The sequence below is a fragment of the Ktedonosporobacter rubrisoli genome, assembly GCF_004208415.1.
In the GTDB taxonomy this organism is placed as follows: Bacteria; Chloroflexota; Ktedonobacteria; order Ktedonobacterales; family Ktedonobacteraceae; genus Ktedonosporobacter; species Ktedonosporobacter rubrisoli.
Window position 1 is genome coordinate 8,117,040 of record NZ_CP035758.1, and the last position, 14,692, is coordinate 8,131,731.

The 14,692-nt window shown below is 54.2% G+C and carries 13 protein-coding genes; 8 read left to right on the top strand and 5 right to left on the bottom strand.

Annotation, left to right across the window (positions count from 1 at the left end):
• Nucleotides 1-98: 98 nt before the first annotated feature.
• A complete protein-coding gene (locus EPA93_RS35160) occupies nt 99-1,724 on the bottom strand; it encodes a DHA2 family efflux MFS transporter permease subunit (RefSeq protein ID WP_129891992.1) in 1,626 nt (541 codons plus the stop codon).
• Nucleotides 1,725-2,499: 775 nt separating this feature from the next.
• On the opposite strand from EPA93_RS35160, the gene EPA93_RS35165 reads away from it, so the two are divergent.
• The gene (locus EPA93_RS35165) at nt 2,500-3,738 is read left to right on the top strand and encodes an HAD-IIA family hydrolase (RefSeq protein WP_129891993.1); all 1,239 of its coding nucleotides are present in this window, start codon (nt 2,500-2,502) and stop codon (nt 3,736-3,738) included.
• Nucleotides 3,739-3,765: 27 nt separating this feature from the next.
• Here EPA93_RS35165 and EPA93_RS35170 read toward each other — a convergent pair whose 3' ends face one another.
• Nucleotides 3,766-4,239 (bottom strand): Lrp/AsnC family transcriptional regulator, encoded by a 474-nt coding sequence (locus EPA93_RS35170; RefSeq protein ID WP_129891994.1) that lies wholly within the window; start codon nt 4,237-4,239, stop codon nt 3,766-3,768.
• 207 nt (nt 4,240-4,446) lie between these two features.
• Between EPA93_RS35170 and EPA93_RS35175 the strand changes: the two genes are divergently transcribed.
• From EPA93_RS35175 to EPA93_RS35195, 5 genes are all read left to right on the top strand, one after another.
• On the top strand, nt 4,447-5,061 hold the full coding sequence (locus EPA93_RS35175) for a LysE family translocator (RefSeq protein WP_129891995.1): 615 nt from the start codon (nt 4,447-4,449) through the stop codon (nt 5,059-5,061).
• Nucleotides 5,062-5,166: 105 nt separating this feature from the next.
• Nucleotides 5,167-7,989, top strand: coding sequence for a tetratricopeptide repeat protein (locus EPA93_RS35180; RefSeq protein WP_165423609.1), 2,823 nt, complete (start codon nt 5,167-5,169; stop codon nt 7,987-7,989).
• 149 nt (nt 7,990-8,138) lie between these two features.
• Nucleotides 8,139-9,551 carry a F0F1 ATP synthase subunit beta gene (gene atpD, locus EPA93_RS35185; protein WP_129891997.1) on the top strand — a complete coding sequence of 471 codons (1,413 nt, stop codon included), beginning with the start codon at nt 8,139-8,141 and terminating at the stop codon, nt 9,549-9,551.
• Between the two features lie 175 nt (nt 9,552-9,726).
• A complete protein-coding gene (locus EPA93_RS35190) occupies nt 9,727-10,185 on the top strand; it encodes a nucleotide triphosphate diphosphatase NUDT15 (protein ID WP_129891998.1) in 459 nt (152 codons plus the stop codon).
• Complete coding sequence (locus EPA93_RS35195; RefSeq protein WP_129891999.1) at nt 10,182-10,673, top strand: tetratricopeptide repeat protein; 492 nt, start codon at nt 10,182-10,184, stop codon at nt 10,671-10,673. Before EPA93_RS35190 ends, EPA93_RS35195 begins: the two co-directional genes overlap by 4 nt.
• Here EPA93_RS35195 and EPA93_RS35200 read toward each other — a convergent pair.
• A complete protein-coding gene (locus EPA93_RS35200; protein ID WP_129892000.1) occupies nt 10,670-11,575 on the bottom strand; it encodes an ROK family protein in 906 nt (301 codons plus the stop codon). The two genes, EPA93_RS35195 and EPA93_RS35200, sit on opposite strands and share 4 nt — an antisense overlap.
• Nucleotides 11,576-11,670: 95 nt before the next feature.
• On the opposite strand from EPA93_RS35200, the gene EPA93_RS51130 reads away from it, so the two are divergent.
• Entirely contained in the window at nt 11,671-11,820 is a 150-nt protein-coding gene (locus tag EPA93_RS51130; RefSeq protein ID WP_207229282.1) for a WD40 repeat domain-containing protein, read from the top strand.
• Between the two features lie 246 nt (nt 11,821-12,066).
• A complete protein-coding gene (locus tag EPA93_RS35210; RefSeq protein ID WP_207229283.1) occupies nt 12,067-12,543 on the top strand; it encodes an MGMT family protein in 477 nt (158 codons plus the stop codon).
• Between the two features lie 208 nt (nt 12,544-12,751).
• On the opposite strand, the gene EPA93_RS35215 is transcribed toward EPA93_RS35210, so the two are convergent.
• Nucleotides 12,752-13,894 (bottom strand): hypothetical protein, encoded by a 1,143-nt coding sequence (locus tag EPA93_RS35215; protein ID WP_242527208.1) that lies wholly within the window; start codon nt 13,892-13,894, stop codon nt 12,752-12,754.
• Nucleotides 13,895-13,920: 26 nt separating this feature from the next.
• Nucleotides 13,921-14,457 carry a hypothetical protein gene (locus EPA93_RS35220; protein WP_129892001.1) on the bottom strand — a complete coding sequence of 179 codons (537 nt, stop codon included), beginning with the start codon at nt 14,455-14,457 and terminating at the stop codon, nt 13,921-13,923.
• Nucleotides 14,458-14,692 lie beyond the last annotated feature (235 nt).

The following is a 14,692-nucleotide window of genomic DNA, read 5'->3' on the forward strand; positions in this document are numbered from 1 at the left end:
TGGCAATGCAGAACGGAGATGACCCGTTAAGCTGTACGAGAAGGACGTTGTATGGTTGTATGTCTGGATATTCTGGCCTATGATCCAAGAGAGAAGGATCAGACGGCTAGCATGGCCTCCTCTCGTGCTTGCTGCGCCTCTGCGGCCTCCTCACTATTGGAGGGCGCTGGCGGGGTCCTTCTGTACCGTACGAAGATTGCCGCGATAGTTGCAGCAATCGCCAGTGCGGCGCACAGCAAGAATGCATCGTGCATGGCCAGGAGATAGGCTTGTTTCTGCAACATGCCATAGATGCTGGCAATCGCCGTACCATAAGCCTGCGTGAGCGAGGCACCGTGCGAGACAAAGGCGGCCTGGAGCTGCGGGATCAATTGTCCGAGCGCGGAATCAGGAGTAACGCGCTCCGCCAGGTGGGTGTAATGAACCTTTGTCTGGCTCTGTACCAGCGTGGCCAGGACAGCCGTGCCAAGCGAGCTAGCCACAAAGCGTAGGGTGGTGCTAACCGAGGACGCCTGCGCAAGTTGCCTTGGAGGAATCTCGGAGAGCGCCGAGACACTCAAGGGTTGGGCACAGAGTCCAAGGGCCAGGCTACGCAAGATCAAGAGAAGCTGGAAGGCGCCGAAAGCCATAGTGAGCGTGATCGATGTATAGAGCCAGCTGACGATAGCCAGGAGAATCAGGCCTGGAATAACTACCGCGCGCACTCCAATCTTATCGACAAGGCGTCCGCCCGCCAGCATGGCCACCATCGAGGCAAAGGCCTGCGGCAAGAGCAACAAGCCAGCCTGGAAGGCGTTAAGGCCTCGTAGATTCTGAAGGTAAATCGGAATCAAGAACAGGCCGCCAAAGAGCGCAAAGGTGACGAGGGTACTGGCAATGCTACTTGTGGTGAAAGGCGCATTGGCGAAGACGCGCAGGTCGAGCAAGGGCTGACCTCCGGCATGGGCAACGCGTATTTCGATGATCACAAAGATGGCTAGCAGGAGAATACCTGTAACCATGAAGCCAAGTACTTTGACCGATCCCCAACCATCGGTGCTGGCATCAGAGAGAGCATACAGCAGGGCCGCCAGACCCGTGGCTGAGAAAATGAAGCCAGGAATATCAAATTGCGCACGCGCATTGATCACAGCTTCGCGCAAGAGCAACATGCCCAGGACAATGGCTAGAATGCCGATGGGCACATTGATGTAAAAGATGAACTGCCAGTCGGCAAAGGTGACGAAATAGCCACCTAGGGTCGGCCCGAAGGCTGGCGCAAGTAGAATCGGGATGCCCAGAAAGCCCATGGCTGTACCGCGCTCGTTGACAGGGAATTCGCGGTAGAGCAGGGTAATCGCGAGCGGCGACATGAATGCTCCTCCCATGGCTTGGAGCACACGGAAGAAGATTAATATAGGCAGGTTCCAGGCAAGCCCACATACGGCCGAGCCGGCCGTAAAGATCCCCAGCGATATGAGATATAGTCGCTTGGTGCCAATACGATCGGCCAGGAAGCCGGTGAGCGGTGTGGCCACACCTTGAGCAAGGGTGTAACCGGTTAGTACCCACTGGACATCATTCAGGTTGGCCCCGAATGCCGTCTGCAGGCGCGGGATAGCAATATTTACAATAGTGCTGTCCAGTATGGTCATGAACAACCCAAAGATAACCACAAACGCCACTATCCACTTATAGGATATCCCGCCTTCTTTGGGTTGGGTTGCTGGTGCCGTCATTTGCATAACGAAAGAAACTCCTTAAGACGCCATAGCATACCATTGCCCTGGGAAAACTTCTCTTTGCTAACAATGCCGCCTGCTCAGTATCTCTCGCAGGGGCGAGAACTTCTAAACAGGCAGAGCTCATAGAAGGATCGAGGCCAATGATATGCTATTTTTAACAACCGCTATCTGACCACATAGTTAACGTGTGACCTTTTAAAACAATCTTTGACCGATAGAAAGTTTTATGACTTTATAGTCAATATGTTACCAGAACGTCATACGCGTGTCAAGCTTCTCGCTCAACAATATTTCCCTCCTCTCCTTCTCGGTCGATCGGCCTAAATAAGGGGAGGAAAGCCTTATGCTCTCTTGGGGATTGTTGGGCCTGGCGTTGAAGCTGTTGGCCGCAGGCTTAAGCGTGAGAGAGCAAATGGAAGCGCAAGATTGCTTTTCTGCTTGCCGGCGTGTCACAATATGCTTAACTTATGTTGTTGACAAGTTTTTTACTCTTGAGGTGCCGAAAGAAGGATTTGTGAGGGCAGAGCGCTCTGCCCGCAACACGCCGCTTAGCATACAAACTGAATAGCTACATCTTAGCCGAGCTGGGAATGGGTAGCTAGGGTTCCGCCTCGCACTGCGAGGGCCTGCGACCGAGCGCTACAAGATCTTGCCTGATTGGTAAGAGGCACCTATTGGCATAAAAAGCCCGAGGGGGAAAGCTCTGCACGCCACTGGCTGTGCGGAGATTCCCTTTCAGGCTTTTTTATTTGTTTGTCTGGAAGGAGTTATGACGATGTTGGCTGAACAATACGAGGCTTTTCTGCTTGATCTTGATGGGGTGGTCTATCTAGGTACGCAGCCGCTGGCAGGTGCGGTCCTGGCCTTGCGGCGCTTGCGCGAGATGGGGAAGCAGGTGCGTTTCTTGACCAATGATCCACGCCCGACGCGCGTCAAGATTGTGCAGCGGCTGCAGGCTATGGGCGTTATGGCAAGGCATGAGGATATCATCTCAGCGGGCTGGGCGACTGCAAGCTTTTTACGCCAGAGCGACCTGAGTTCTGTCTATCTGCTGGGGAGCTCAGGGCTGCGCACAGAGCTTGAGGAGCAGGGTATTCGGGTGCTGGAACAGGGCGTTGTGCAGGCAGTTGTTGTGGGCTATGATGAGGATATTAGCTATCGTGAGATCCAGCAGGCCGTGCGCTTTTTGGAAGGTGGGGCGCGTTTTATTGCAACTAACGCTGATCAACGCTTCCCTACGCCGGAGGGCACAGCGCTGGCTGCTGGCACGCTGGTGGCGGCTGTACAGGCGGGAAGTGACCTGAGGCCGCTGGTGATTGGCAAGCCAGGAAAGGCTATGTTTCACCTGGCTTTGCAGACGCTGCCGCCGCAAGGACGCGCGGTGATGATCGGCGACAATCCGGCGACGGATATTCTTGGCGCGCATGAATGCGGTCTGGAGGCGATCCTTATTGCTTCTCAGCCGCCGCACTTCCCGTCTACGCGCGATTTTCGCCAGGCGGATATGACGATTCCCGATCTCTCCTCGCTGTTTCAGGAAGGGCTCTCTGTGCGGCCCTGGTTACCTCAGTCCTTTGCCTGGCCTGAGCGCGTAGAAGCCGGTGTGGCGGCGATTATCTTTGATAATGAGACGCGCGTACTGCTGGGGAGACGCGCCGATAATGGCCTGTGGGGCCTGCCCTCGGGCCATGTTGAGCCAGGCGAGACAGTTGCCGAGGCTGTGGTCCGTGAAGTATATGAGGAGACGGGCTTAGGCGTGCAGGTTGAGCGCCTGATCGGGCTCTATTCTGATCCTGTTTCGCAGGTGTTTTCCTATCCTTCGGGTCTGAGCAGTCAGTTTATCACCTCTTGCTTCCTATGCCGATATATAAATGGCAAGTTGCGGTGCGATGAGCGCGAAGTCCTAGAACTGGCATTTTTCCCGCTTCGAGCTCTGCCGGAGCAGCTTTTGACTATGCATCCTCAGTGGCTGGCCGATGCTCTGAGCGAGGCGGAGCGCGCCTTTATTCGCTAAGGCCTGCTCGTGCTACCTGCTCCGCGCTTATACAAATTTGAGCGCGCTCTGCTTGATCGGTTCGCCTGAAAGCGGCGAGGAGAGTACGATGGAGGTGGTGAGCTGTCCATAGTGCATGAGCCGATTGAGCAGGGCCTCTAAATGGATGACTGAGGAGACGACAACTTTGATAATAAAGCTATCGCTCCCGGTGACGCGATGGCATTCGATGATTTCGGGCTGATTAGCGATCAGGCTGCGCACATTGGGTTCTTCGGTGGCGCTGATGGTCATGCGGATAAAGGCTGTAATCGGCAAGCCAACCTTTGAAGTGTCGATTCTGGCACCATAGCCCTGAATAATGCCCGCGTCCTCTAGCTTGCGTACGCGTTCTGTGGCGGCAGGCGAGGATAAGCCAACGCGCCGGCCCAGTTCGCTAAAGGAGAGCCGGGCCTCGTTTTGTAACTCCTTTATGATAAGCCAGTCAGTATCGTCAAGTGTTTGTCTCTCACTTAAGGTCATCAGCCAAAATCACCTTTCTAATTTAAAGTTCCTATAGTATATCTCCTTTAATCAAATATGTACATGGGCTAATATCGCCAATATACTTATGTATGGATGAATCATTCCAAGAGCCGGGGCGGAGCGCGATTGGTGGGGGTATCGCTGGCCTGGGAATGATTCTTGTGCTGTCTACTGGCAATTTCTATCTGGCATGGAGTGTCATTTATGCTCACCTATTTACTTCAAGGGGCTATTCTTGGTTTTGTGGCTGGTGTAAGTCCTGGTCCTTTGCTTGGCTTGTTGATCAATAAAACTGTACGCTGGGGATGGCGCGCCGGGGTGGTTGTGGCGCTCTCCCCGCTGCTTACCGATATTCCTTTGATCCTGCTCTTTGTGTTTCTCTTAGATCATCTCCCGGCACTCGTTCTCCACATTTTTACGCTAGTTGGGGGATTGTTTGTGGTGTATCTCGGCTATGAGACGGTGCGCAAGGCGGCCAGAGAGGTGCAGCTTGAGGTAAAGGAGCGCCCGGGCTCGATTCTGCTTACGGCGCTGGTAACGAATATCTTCAATCCCCATCCCTTTATCTTCTGGGCTACGGTTGGCAGCCCTCTTCTGCTTAACAGCTTTGCGGCGGCGGGTATGGGCGCGACCGGGGGCTTTCTCGTGTGCTTTTATGCCTTGCTCTTATGTGCCAAACTTTCCTTTGTCTTCCTGGTAAACTGGGGGCGCGCCTGGCTCAAGGGCAGCGGCTACCGCTGCCAATCAGCAGGAAGCGGTATCTTGATGCTGGGCCTGGGTCTTGCGCTGCTCTGGGAAGGGGTGAGCGCTCTGCTCTAAGCCCGAGCTTTAAGCCAATCTGATAAAGCTCTTGTTTTATCTTTTTGCTGACAAGTAAGATACAATATGAGAGAGGTGATAAAGAGAGAGAAACAGGAAGGCCTTGTGGATACGCTTCAGCGCTTTCAATTGAAAGCAACGCAGTTACCGGCTCTGCTAAACTCGACAATCGGGCGCAATGGGGAAATTTCCGCCATTGAAGCCTTGCTAAGGCGTGACGATATACGCCTGGTCTCGCTAACAGGTCCGGGGGGAGTTGGCAAAACGCGCCTGGCCGTAGAGGTGGCTAGAGGGCTGGCCGTCCAGTTTAAGGATGGTCTTTTTTTCATCTCCCTGGCTCCTTTGCGCAATCCTGAGCAAGTTCTCGTGGTTATTGCCCAGAAGATCGGCTTAGAGAATGTGGCGGAGCGCGATCTTGCTCAGCGTTTACATAACTATTTGCGCGAGAAGCAGCTTTGTTTGCTGTTGGATAACTGCGAGCATCTGCTTGAGGCCGCTCCTTTTATCAGCGATTTGTTGCAGGCTGCTCCTCAGCTTAAGGTCCTGGCGACAAGTAGGGAGCGCCTGCACCTCAATGGTGAGCAGGAGATTGTGGTGCCGCCGCTGGCTTTGCCTGATCTCGAACAGGAAGAGGTAGCGATGCCGTCTGCTCCAGCTGTGGCCATCGCGCTCTTTGTCGAGCGGGCGCGGGCCGTCAAACCCTCTTTTGCCCTCACGCCTGAGAATTATCGTGCGATCGCTGAAATTTGTGTGCAGCTCGATGGCTTACCCCTGGCCATCGAACTGGCGGCCGTGCGGATCAAGCTGCTTTCTCCCCAGGAAATCCTTGTACGCCTGAGTAATCGCTTGCGCCTGTTAACGCAGGGTGCACGGGACTTGCCGGTGCGCCAGCAAACGTTGCGTAATACGCTGGATTGGAGCTATGATCTACTCAGTGAAAGTGAGCAGCGCTTCTTTCGGCGCCTTGGGGTGTTTGTGGGAGCCTGGACGCTAGAGGCGGCCGAGGCGGTGGCGCTTGCTGCGGAGGCAGGTGAGGTAGATGTTTTGGAGCTGCTGGTCTCGCTGGTCGATAAAAGCCTGGTGCAGGTAGTCGAGAGCTCGTCAGCCGCTACGCGCTTTGTATTGCTGGAGACTATTCGCGAGTATGCGCTTGATCGCTTGATAAAGCAGGATGAATGCGATTGTACACAGAGGCGCTATACATTATTTTACCTGCGCCTGGCTGAAAAGGCTGATGAGCATTTCCATGGGCCTGAGCAGCGCTTGTGGCTGCAGCGCCTGGATCAGGAAGCACCTCATCTGTGGGCTGCTCTGCGCTGGTCTATTGAGCGTCAAGAGACTGAGCTGGCCCTGCGCCTGGCCAGCGCCTTGCAAGAATTCGTGGCGCTACGTAGCTCTTTGCGCGAGGGGCGTAGCTGGTTTGAGGAAGTGCTCTCGCTGCCAGATGTGCAAAACTATGTCGCGTTGCGGGCCAGGGTGTTGCTTGGGGCCGGCACTATGCTGCGCTTGCGCAGTGATCTTGACAGGGCTCGTGACTACTTTCAAGCCTGTAAAGAGGTGGCTGAGACGCTGGATGATCGGCGGATCTATGCCCTGGCCCTTGGAATGCTGGCCCTGCTTGAGCTCTATCCGGGCCGCTATGAAAATGCCTGGAAATTGGCAGAGGCCGGCTGGCAGGCTATCGAGCCTTACACTGATAAATGGTACCGGGGCGCTCTCCATCGCATCGCTGGCGATGTGGCGGGTAGGCAGGGAAACTTTGCTGTGGCGCGCACGCGCTATGCCGTCAGCTTGATGCTCTTCAAAGAAGTTGGTGATTTACGCAGCCTGGCCGATTCATTCATTAGTCTGGGCAGCCTGATGCGCTCACGGGCCAAGCTGGCAACCGCGCATTTTCTCTATCAGAAAGGCTTGCTCCTCTTTCGCGAGATGGCTGATCGCTGGGGACAACTAACCTGCCTTAACTCGATGGGTGAGGCGCTTTGGATTCAGGGCAAGTATGAGCAGGCGCGATCATGCTTTATGGAAAGCCTTGAGCTTGTAGCCGTGCTGGGCGATCGAGCGGAGAAAGCTACGGCCCTTACCGGGCTGGGACAGGTTGCTTTCTGTCTTGGCGATCTAGCGCAGGCTGCCAGCTATTTTAAGGAGGCTCTACAGCTTGCAAGGGAGATTTCGTATCAACCCTGTCTGGCCCTGGTCTTGTGTGGTATGGGTGAACTGGCCTGGCAGCAGCGAGATTTGCCGCGTGCTCTGTCCTGCTATGAGCGCAGCTTAAAGCTGGCCCAGGGCATGGGCGATAAGCTTACGCAGGTGCGCGCTTTTTATGGTCTGGGCACGGTGGCCTGCTCGCAGCAAGATTATGTGCGCGCCTGTACTCTGCTCAAGCAGGGCATTCATCTGGCCTGGGATCTTGATAATCGCGTTGGCCTTGCTGCGGCATTAGAGGCTCTGGCCTGGCTCTGCTTACGTGTTGATCTGCCGGAGCGCGCAGCTGTGTTTTGTGGCGCCTCGGATACTCTGCGCGAGTCCCTGCCGGCTCCTCTGGCTCCTGTCTATCGTGAGAACGGCGAAAAGATGTTGCTGCGGCTGCGCGCTGAGCTCGGTTCGCTGGCTTTGCACGAGAATATGGTCCTTGGGCGTACCTTGCATCTGGTCCAGGTTATGGCTATGGTGGCTCGTATTCATATTCCCGAACAGCCTGCGCGGCCTCCTGAAAAATCGCCGGAGACTCTCCCCTATGGCTTGACCAGGCGCGAGCTTGATGTCTTGCGTTTGCTGGCTCGTGGCTATCCCGACGCGCGTATTGCTGAGCTGCTGGTGATTAGTCCGCGCACTGTCAATACTCATTTACGTTCTATCTATGCCAAGTTAGATGTTTCCTCGCGCAGTGCCGCGACTCGTGTGGCTATCGAGCACGGCTTGAGCTAAATTCTTCTACGTTATTTTGCCTACCTGATCCCGCTGCTTCGCGGCAAAAAAGTGCTTCCCTAAATTACGTTATTCAGGTGAGGAAGGGCGGCCCTTTTTTCTTTACTCTACAACCAGATAGAAAATAAAAAACGCACAGGAGGCTTAACATGGCGGTTATTGTAGAGAAAAAAGGGAAGGTCGTTCAGGTTTTGGGCGCCGTTGTCGATGTGGAATTTCCTCCCGATCAGCTACCGGCAATCTATAATGCCCTGCACTTATATATCCCCGGTTCCCCGGAACCTCTTACTTTAGAAGTAGAGCAGCACATGGGCAATAGCTGGGCGCGCTGTATCGCGATGGGGCCGACCGATGGCCTTTCGCGCGGCACTGAGGTCGTCGATCTCGGCAGGCCAATCTCGGTCCCGGTCGGACCCAAAACCCTTGGGCGTATCTTTAATGTGCTGGGCGAGCCGGCAGACAATAGAGAGGCCCTGACGGATGCGCCGCTCATGCCTATTCACCGCGAGCCGCCCACGCTTGAAGAGCAGAGCAAAGGGACCCAGCTTCTTGAAACCGGCCTGAAAATTATCGATCTGATCAGCCCTTTTATGCGCGGCGGTAAAGTTGGGGCCTTTGGCGGTGCTGGCGTGGGCAAGACGATCATTATCCAGGAATTAATTAATAATATTGCTACCAAGCACAATGGCTATAGCGTCTTTGTGGGCGTGGGGGAACGCACGCGTGAGGGCAAAGAGCTCTACGAGGAAATGATTGAGCGTGGGGTTATCGATCGCCTGGCCATGGCCTTCGGGCAGATGAATGAGCCTCCTGGCTCGCGCTTGCGCATCGCCTTGACCGGCCTGACTATGGCTGAATACTTCCGCGATGAGGAGGGGAAGGATGTTTTGCTCTTTATCGATAACATCTTTCGTTTCACTCAGGCGGGAGCTGAGGTCTCGGCCTTGCTCGGTCGTATGCCCTCGGCTGTGGGCTACCAGCCCAATCTAGCCGATGAGATGGGCGTTTTGCAAGAGCGGATTACCTCCACGGGCAAAGGCTCAATTACGTCCTTGCAGGCAGTTTTTGTGCCGGCCGACGATTATACCGATCCGGCGCCGGCTACGACTTTTGCCCACCTTGACGCGACGCTTACGCTTGAACGCTCGCTCTTTGAGCAGGCGCTTTTCCCGGCGGTCGATCCGCTGGCCTCTACCAGTCGCTTGCTTGAACCAAAGATCGTGGGCCAGGAACATTATCAGGCGGCGCGCGATACTCAGCGTATCTTGCAGCGCTATCGCGACTTGCAGGATATCATTGCTATCCTGGGTGTGGATGAGCTTCCGGACGAGGATCGACTGACCGTGGCCAGGGCGCGCAAGCTACAGCGTTTCTTGACGCAGCCTATGACCGTGGCTGAAGTCTTTACAGGGATTGAGGGGAAGTATGTGCCCTTGCCGGAGACCGTGCGCGGCGTGCGCGAAATCCTGGATGGCAAGCACGATCTGATCAGCGAGGTGCACTTTTATATGGCTGGCACGATTGATGATGTAGTTGCCCGCCACCGTGCCGAGATGGAATAACGCTAGCTTACAAGCTTTGCCGGGGCGAGATAAGTGGTTTAAGCTGGCTCGTTAAAATTGCTGGGCGCTATGCAGGGCTTAAGCTCTGGGTAGCGCCCAAATTTTTTGTGCATTTATGTGTGCTACTATATTGGATGAGGTAGGTTTACGACTAGTTTTTGAAAGAGAAGTTTTGATGAGCAATGCAAGTATAAAGCGACCGCTGGTAGGTGTTGGGGTAATTGTGAAGAAGGGCGAGCAGATCTTGCTTATGCAGCGCCAGAACTCGCATGGGCATGGCACGTGGTCCCCTCCCGGCGGCCACCTGGAGTATGGAGAAACAGTAGAGGAATGTGCTACGCGTGAGGCTTTTGAAGAGACTGGCGTGAAGATAGCGAATCCGGTTGTTAGTACCATCACTAACGATATTTTTGCGGCCGAGGAAAAGCACTACATAACCATCTGGGTGGAAAGCACTTATGCCGCTGGCGAGCCGTGTGTCAATTCGGCGCGCGAGGTAGCGGCCGTGGGTTGGTTTTCCTGGGATGCACTACCCGAGCCCTTATTCCTTCCATTGCGCAATCTGCTGGCTGGCAACTGCGCGCCGGCCTGGAATGGAGGTCGATTGCGAGAAGATAAGGCAGGATTGTTATGAGTCAGGAACGTTTGCAGGAGGCTATACGTTTGCGCTCAGCTGGTCAGGCTGAGCAGGCCCGAACTATTCTCATGGAACTGCTTGTCAGCAAGCCAGATGATCCAGTCCTCAATTATCAGATGGCCTGGACCTGCGATAATCTGGGGCTTGAGCATGAGGCCATTCCTTTTTATACGCGAGCGATTGAACATGGCTTGAGCGGGGATGATCTTGCCGAAGCGTTGCTGGGACTGGGCAGCTCCTATCGCGCGCTTGGTGAGTATCAACGGGCCGTGGAAATCTTGCAGCGCGGTGTTGCCAAGTTTCCCCAACATCGCGCCATGCAAGCCTTTCTGGCCATGGCTTTGTATAATCACCAGCACTATCGTGAGGCTATGGAGCTTCTCCTGCGCAATCTGGCTGAGAGCAGCGCTGATACAAGCATCCAACATTATCAAAAGGCGCTTTTGTTCTATGCTCCTCGCCTCGACGAAGTTGATCCGGGCTAAAGGGCCAGGGCGATGGCGCCCATCAGCCCTGCATCGTTGGAGAATTGAGCCTCATGGATGCTGGGAGGAAAGGGCACGAAGCGTTTGAAGTGAGCTTCTAGATGGGGAATAATGAGCTCTTTGGAGCGCATGAGGCCGCCGCCGATGACGAGGCGCTCGGGATCGAGGGTGATGGCCAGGTTGGTCACATGAAAGGCTAGCTCGCTCAGGGTTGCCTCTACAAATGTGCGGGCCTGTGGATCGGTAGGCGCTAAGCGAAAAACCTCTTCAGCCGTGCTGAGCGTATCAAATTGTCGTTGGGCGCGTTTCCCAATGAAGCCGCCACCGACGTACTCTTCTAATGGCGCATGCCCATGACTTATGCCCAGCTCGTCGTGCACATGCCGTAAGTTATAGGCGATCTCGCCGGCAGCTCCATGGGCGCCACGAACGATACGTCCACCCACGACTAAGGTTGCGGAAATTCCTGTGCCAAGGTTGAGATAGATGGCCGTGTCTGTGCCTGCCAGTGCTCCCCAGTACAGCTCAGCCTGAGCCGCAGCCTTGACGTCGTTTTCGATATGAATGGCCTCGGTTTCGAAGGTCTGGCGCGCCAGTTGCGGAAGCTTTAAGCGATCCCAGCCCGGGACGTTGGGGGCCATCAAGATGCGATCTTCCTCGGTGATGCCCATATTGGCAATGCCAACGCCTGCCAGCTCGCCGTTGGTCTCGGTGCGTGTCTGGGCTATGAGCTGAAGGCCCGTGGCAAAGGCGCGCGTAATTGCCTGCTCCGCGCCTTGCGCTGCATTGGTGCTGATTACCTGGCGCTGCAGAATATGCCCCTGCGTATCGGCAGTAGCCAACGCTATTTTTGTACCTCCCAGATCGATGCCCAGGACAAATTTAGCTGTGTCTTTATCCATGAAACTCTGCTCTTTTCTTCATCTTTATTTGGCCACCTGTTTATGAATATTCTACGTTAAGCACGGCCGCTACTTCCAGCCGTCCTATAAAAAAGGTGTGGAATGCCAAGGATGGCAGCCAGTCCTTTACTTATAGAGGACATAGGAAGCGGGTAACAACAGTTGCATGGTCGCCAGATGGGAAGTGGATCGCTTCAGGCTCGTATGATAAAACGGCTCAGATCTGGCAGCCAGGCAACATGTAGGCCAGCCCCGGCGAGTAGAGAGCAACACGCAAGCAGTAAACAGAGAGGCAACAGGGCCGGCAATTTGTATTTGCTGGGAGATAGAGCGGAACTGGCTAGTAAGCAGCAAAAAGTCTCGCGAGAGAGTACAATAAGAACTCCTGGGAAGGGAACAGGTGTTCCCGAGAGAAAGAAGGCGCTTACAGCTAGCGCTACGATTGCAAAGAAGCCACAAGGCTCTTTCTACATGTAGGGAAGGAACATGCTATGTCGAACGAAGCGAGCACTTTTCAGGAGCGTGTGAGTGAAGTGATGGCGCGCGTATATACCCTGGTACGGGCTTGTCCCTCCGGTCGCGTCACAACTTATGGCTGGATTGGCAAGGCCCTGGGCTATCCGCGAGGGGCCAGTATGGTAGGTATGATTATGAACGAGTCGCCGCGAGGCGTCCCGGCTCAGCGCGTGATTAATAGCCAGGGAGAATTGAGCGGGAGCTGGGCCTTTGAGACGCCCGAGAAGATGCGCCAGCTGTTGGAGGCAGAAGGTATCGTCTTCTCAGCCCAGGGACGCGTAGATCTCAAGCGTTACGGCTGGGACCCCTCGCGCGACCTTGATGCCCAGGCTCTGCAAGAGCTGCTTGATTCAGCCTCCGCGCTCAACGTGGGAGCCAGTCCCCAGTTGCTCAGCCGCTTGCGGCGCCATCCTGCCTCGCCATTTCGCGAAGTACCTGACGAGCAAGCATAAGTTCACAGACACATAAGCGCTTAGAGCTAGCTCGGTCCGAATCGGCAATTAGTGAGCATCAAGGGTATAAAAACCCTGCGCTCTTGCCTCGTGATCGGCTGGCTTAATAAGTCAGTCTCGCTTATGCATCCTCAAAAAGGATTGCCCTACCCTGAAACCAGCTCCAGGGCAGGGCTTACCCCGAACGAACGTAGACAGGCAAAAGGGTTTATGGCTGCCTGAAAGGATAGGGCGAATACGGGCTCATCTCCACCTGCAACGGATCCGGCTGACGAGGAGCACGCTGGGCAAAAGGCGCCGGCGTATAGGCTATATTCTTTCCTTGCAGAGCCGCGATCAGCGGGTCAATCTCAGTTTGCGTAAAGGAGATCCGGGCCGCTTCATTTTGTTTATCGGCTTCCTGAATTGTCTGCACCGTCACCTCAACTGCCTGCTCCACGCGCCGCAACTCTTTCTCGGCTAACGATGCTCTTTGCAAACGCACAAGCAGCGTATTTAAGGCCCGGGCGATTTGCCAGAGCACGTTATCCTGATTGAGAGGTGCGCGGGCATTTAAATTGCCGTTGGCGATCTCAACATGGGTCTGCAGGATTTGTTGAATGCCCTCTTCAAGCTCTCGCCGTTGGGAAGCCATCTCATGCTCTAGCTTGGCAATCATTTCCGCGCGGTCGGCACGCGCAATGGCTTTCGTCGCGCTCTTTACCCAGAGATAGGAGACAAAGGCGACAAGAATCTGTACCCCGGCAGGCCTTACCCAGATCGGAGCGAACTGCGTTTGGAGATCCTGGATCAGAATAGCCGTGTGAGGCTGCCAGATAAGGCTCACCGTAATAATCATAATATTATAAATCATGACGATAAAGACGCTGCTGGGCGCGAGGAGCGAAACGCAGAGGAGCTCGCCAAAGACGAAAAGCTCATACTGCTGAATGCTGGGCTCGTCCAGAGGCCACGTAGTGAAGATCACCATCGTAAGCGCCAATTCGAAGGCCGCCGTCAACAATATACCAGCCAGCAGCGGCTTCTGGCTTTTGTTGAAGAAAAGCGCGATGACGCAAATTACCATCATGCCTAGATCTGCCACCAGCACATAGCGATTGGGCAGAGCCAGACATCCAGGAATAAAAAGCACAAAAACCACGAGTAGCCAGAAGATAAGCGTGCTCAAAAGATGCGATTTGCGGGCCGCTTCTCGCCTCATGAAACTTGCATTGATCGGAACCTCGGGGATCGAGGTCAGATTATACCACCACTGCACCAGGTTGTTTTTCTTTTCCTCCTGCTCTACCACATCTCCTGGTGACCAGTTCTGCTCATCCTTTGGCGGCCTGGGATACATAGCACTCTCCATGTGTTTTAAATCCCCCCTAACAACTGCTAAACAATACTGATAACTTTTAGGGCCAATAAAATGCGTAACGCTTCTTCCGTTACGTTTGGTGGAAGTCCGGCTTGCACTTTGATAGCTTCGATGTTCCTTTGCCCGTTGATGGCTTCATAAACCACTGACAACATCATTTTCTGGCTGTTCGTCCACCCTTCCAATCTCTCTAAATGAAGTGGTGCAATAATTCTGGGAGTAGGAGAATTTTGCTCTGCTTGCGGGGTTACTACCATCCTTGGGGTCGGGGAAGGTGGAGCTGGCAAAGGAACAAGCATCCACTCAAATGGACCTCTCTCATTATCGAGGCGAATAAGGGTCTCTTTACTCATTGGGCGACGCTGGCCGTCTTTGTCCTCGATATAACAGTAGGTAACTTTCCCCTCCACAAGTTGCAGATATCCTTTGCAACGACCGCGAATACCGGGTACATGGCGAAGCTCTGCTTGTAGCAATCCATTTTTTCGGTATCGCTCAAAGAGCGCCAGGCTAAATGCAAGGCCAACGCTTGCATCGAAAATATCTTTACCCATTCTACTTTTTACCCCGCTACGAACTATCTGCGATTTCTTACCCTGACGACAGTTAATCAGTTCTTCTTTTCTTCGCTCATCCTCTTCTGCTGAGGTTAAGCAGGAAAAACAGGATAACTCGGGCTTTTATGTTGACCACCACGAGCCTCTAAAGTGAATCTAACATATTTGCGCATATAAGTCCATTAAAATAGGGATAAAGGCCTATCATTTATGTAAAGACTCTTGTATAACG

Bases quoted from the DNA above. Each gene is read 5' to 3' on its own strand.
- EPA93_RS35200 (WP_129892000.1), bottom strand. From the start codon at position 11,575: ATGGATAAAGACACAGCTAAATTTGTCCTGGGCATCGATCTGGGAGGT.
- EPA93_RS35175 (WP_129891995.1), top strand. From the start codon at position 4,447: ATGCTCACCTATTTACTTCAAGGGGCTATTCTTGGTTTTGTGGCTGGT.
- atpD (WP_129891997.1), top strand. From the start codon at position 8,139: ATGGCGGTTATTGTAGAGAAAAAAGGGAAGGTCGTTCAGGTTTTGGGC.
- EPA93_RS35170 (WP_129891994.1), bottom strand. From the start codon at position 4,239: ATGACCTTAAGTGAGAGACAAACACTTGACGATACTGACTGGCTTATC.
- EPA93_RS35160 (WP_129891992.1), bottom strand. From the start codon at position 1,724: ATGCAAATGACGGCACCAGCAACCCAACCCAAAGAAGGCGGGATATCC.
- EPA93_RS35195 (WP_129891999.1), top strand. From the start codon at position 10,182: ATGAGTCAGGAACGTTTGCAGGAGGCTATACGTTTGCGCTCAGCTGGT.
- EPA93_RS35190 (WP_129891998.1), top strand. From the start codon at position 9,727: ATGAGCAATGCAAGTATAAAGCGACCGCTGGTAGGTGTTGGGGTAATT.
- EPA93_RS35165 (WP_129891993.1), top strand. From the start codon at position 2,500: ATGTTGGCTGAACAATACGAGGCTTTTCTGCTTGATCTTGATGGGGTG.
- EPA93_RS35220 (WP_129892001.1), bottom strand. From the start codon at position 14,457: ATGGGTAAAGATATTTTCGATGCAAGCGTTGGCCTTGCATTTAGCCTG.
- EPA93_RS35215 (WP_242527208.1), bottom strand. From the start codon at position 13,894: ATGGAGAGTGCTATGTATCCCAGGCCGCCAAAGGATGAGCAGAACTGG.
- EPA93_RS35210 (WP_207229283.1), top strand. From the start codon at position 12,067: ATGTCGAACGAAGCGAGCACTTTTCAGGAGCGTGTGAGTGAAGTGATG.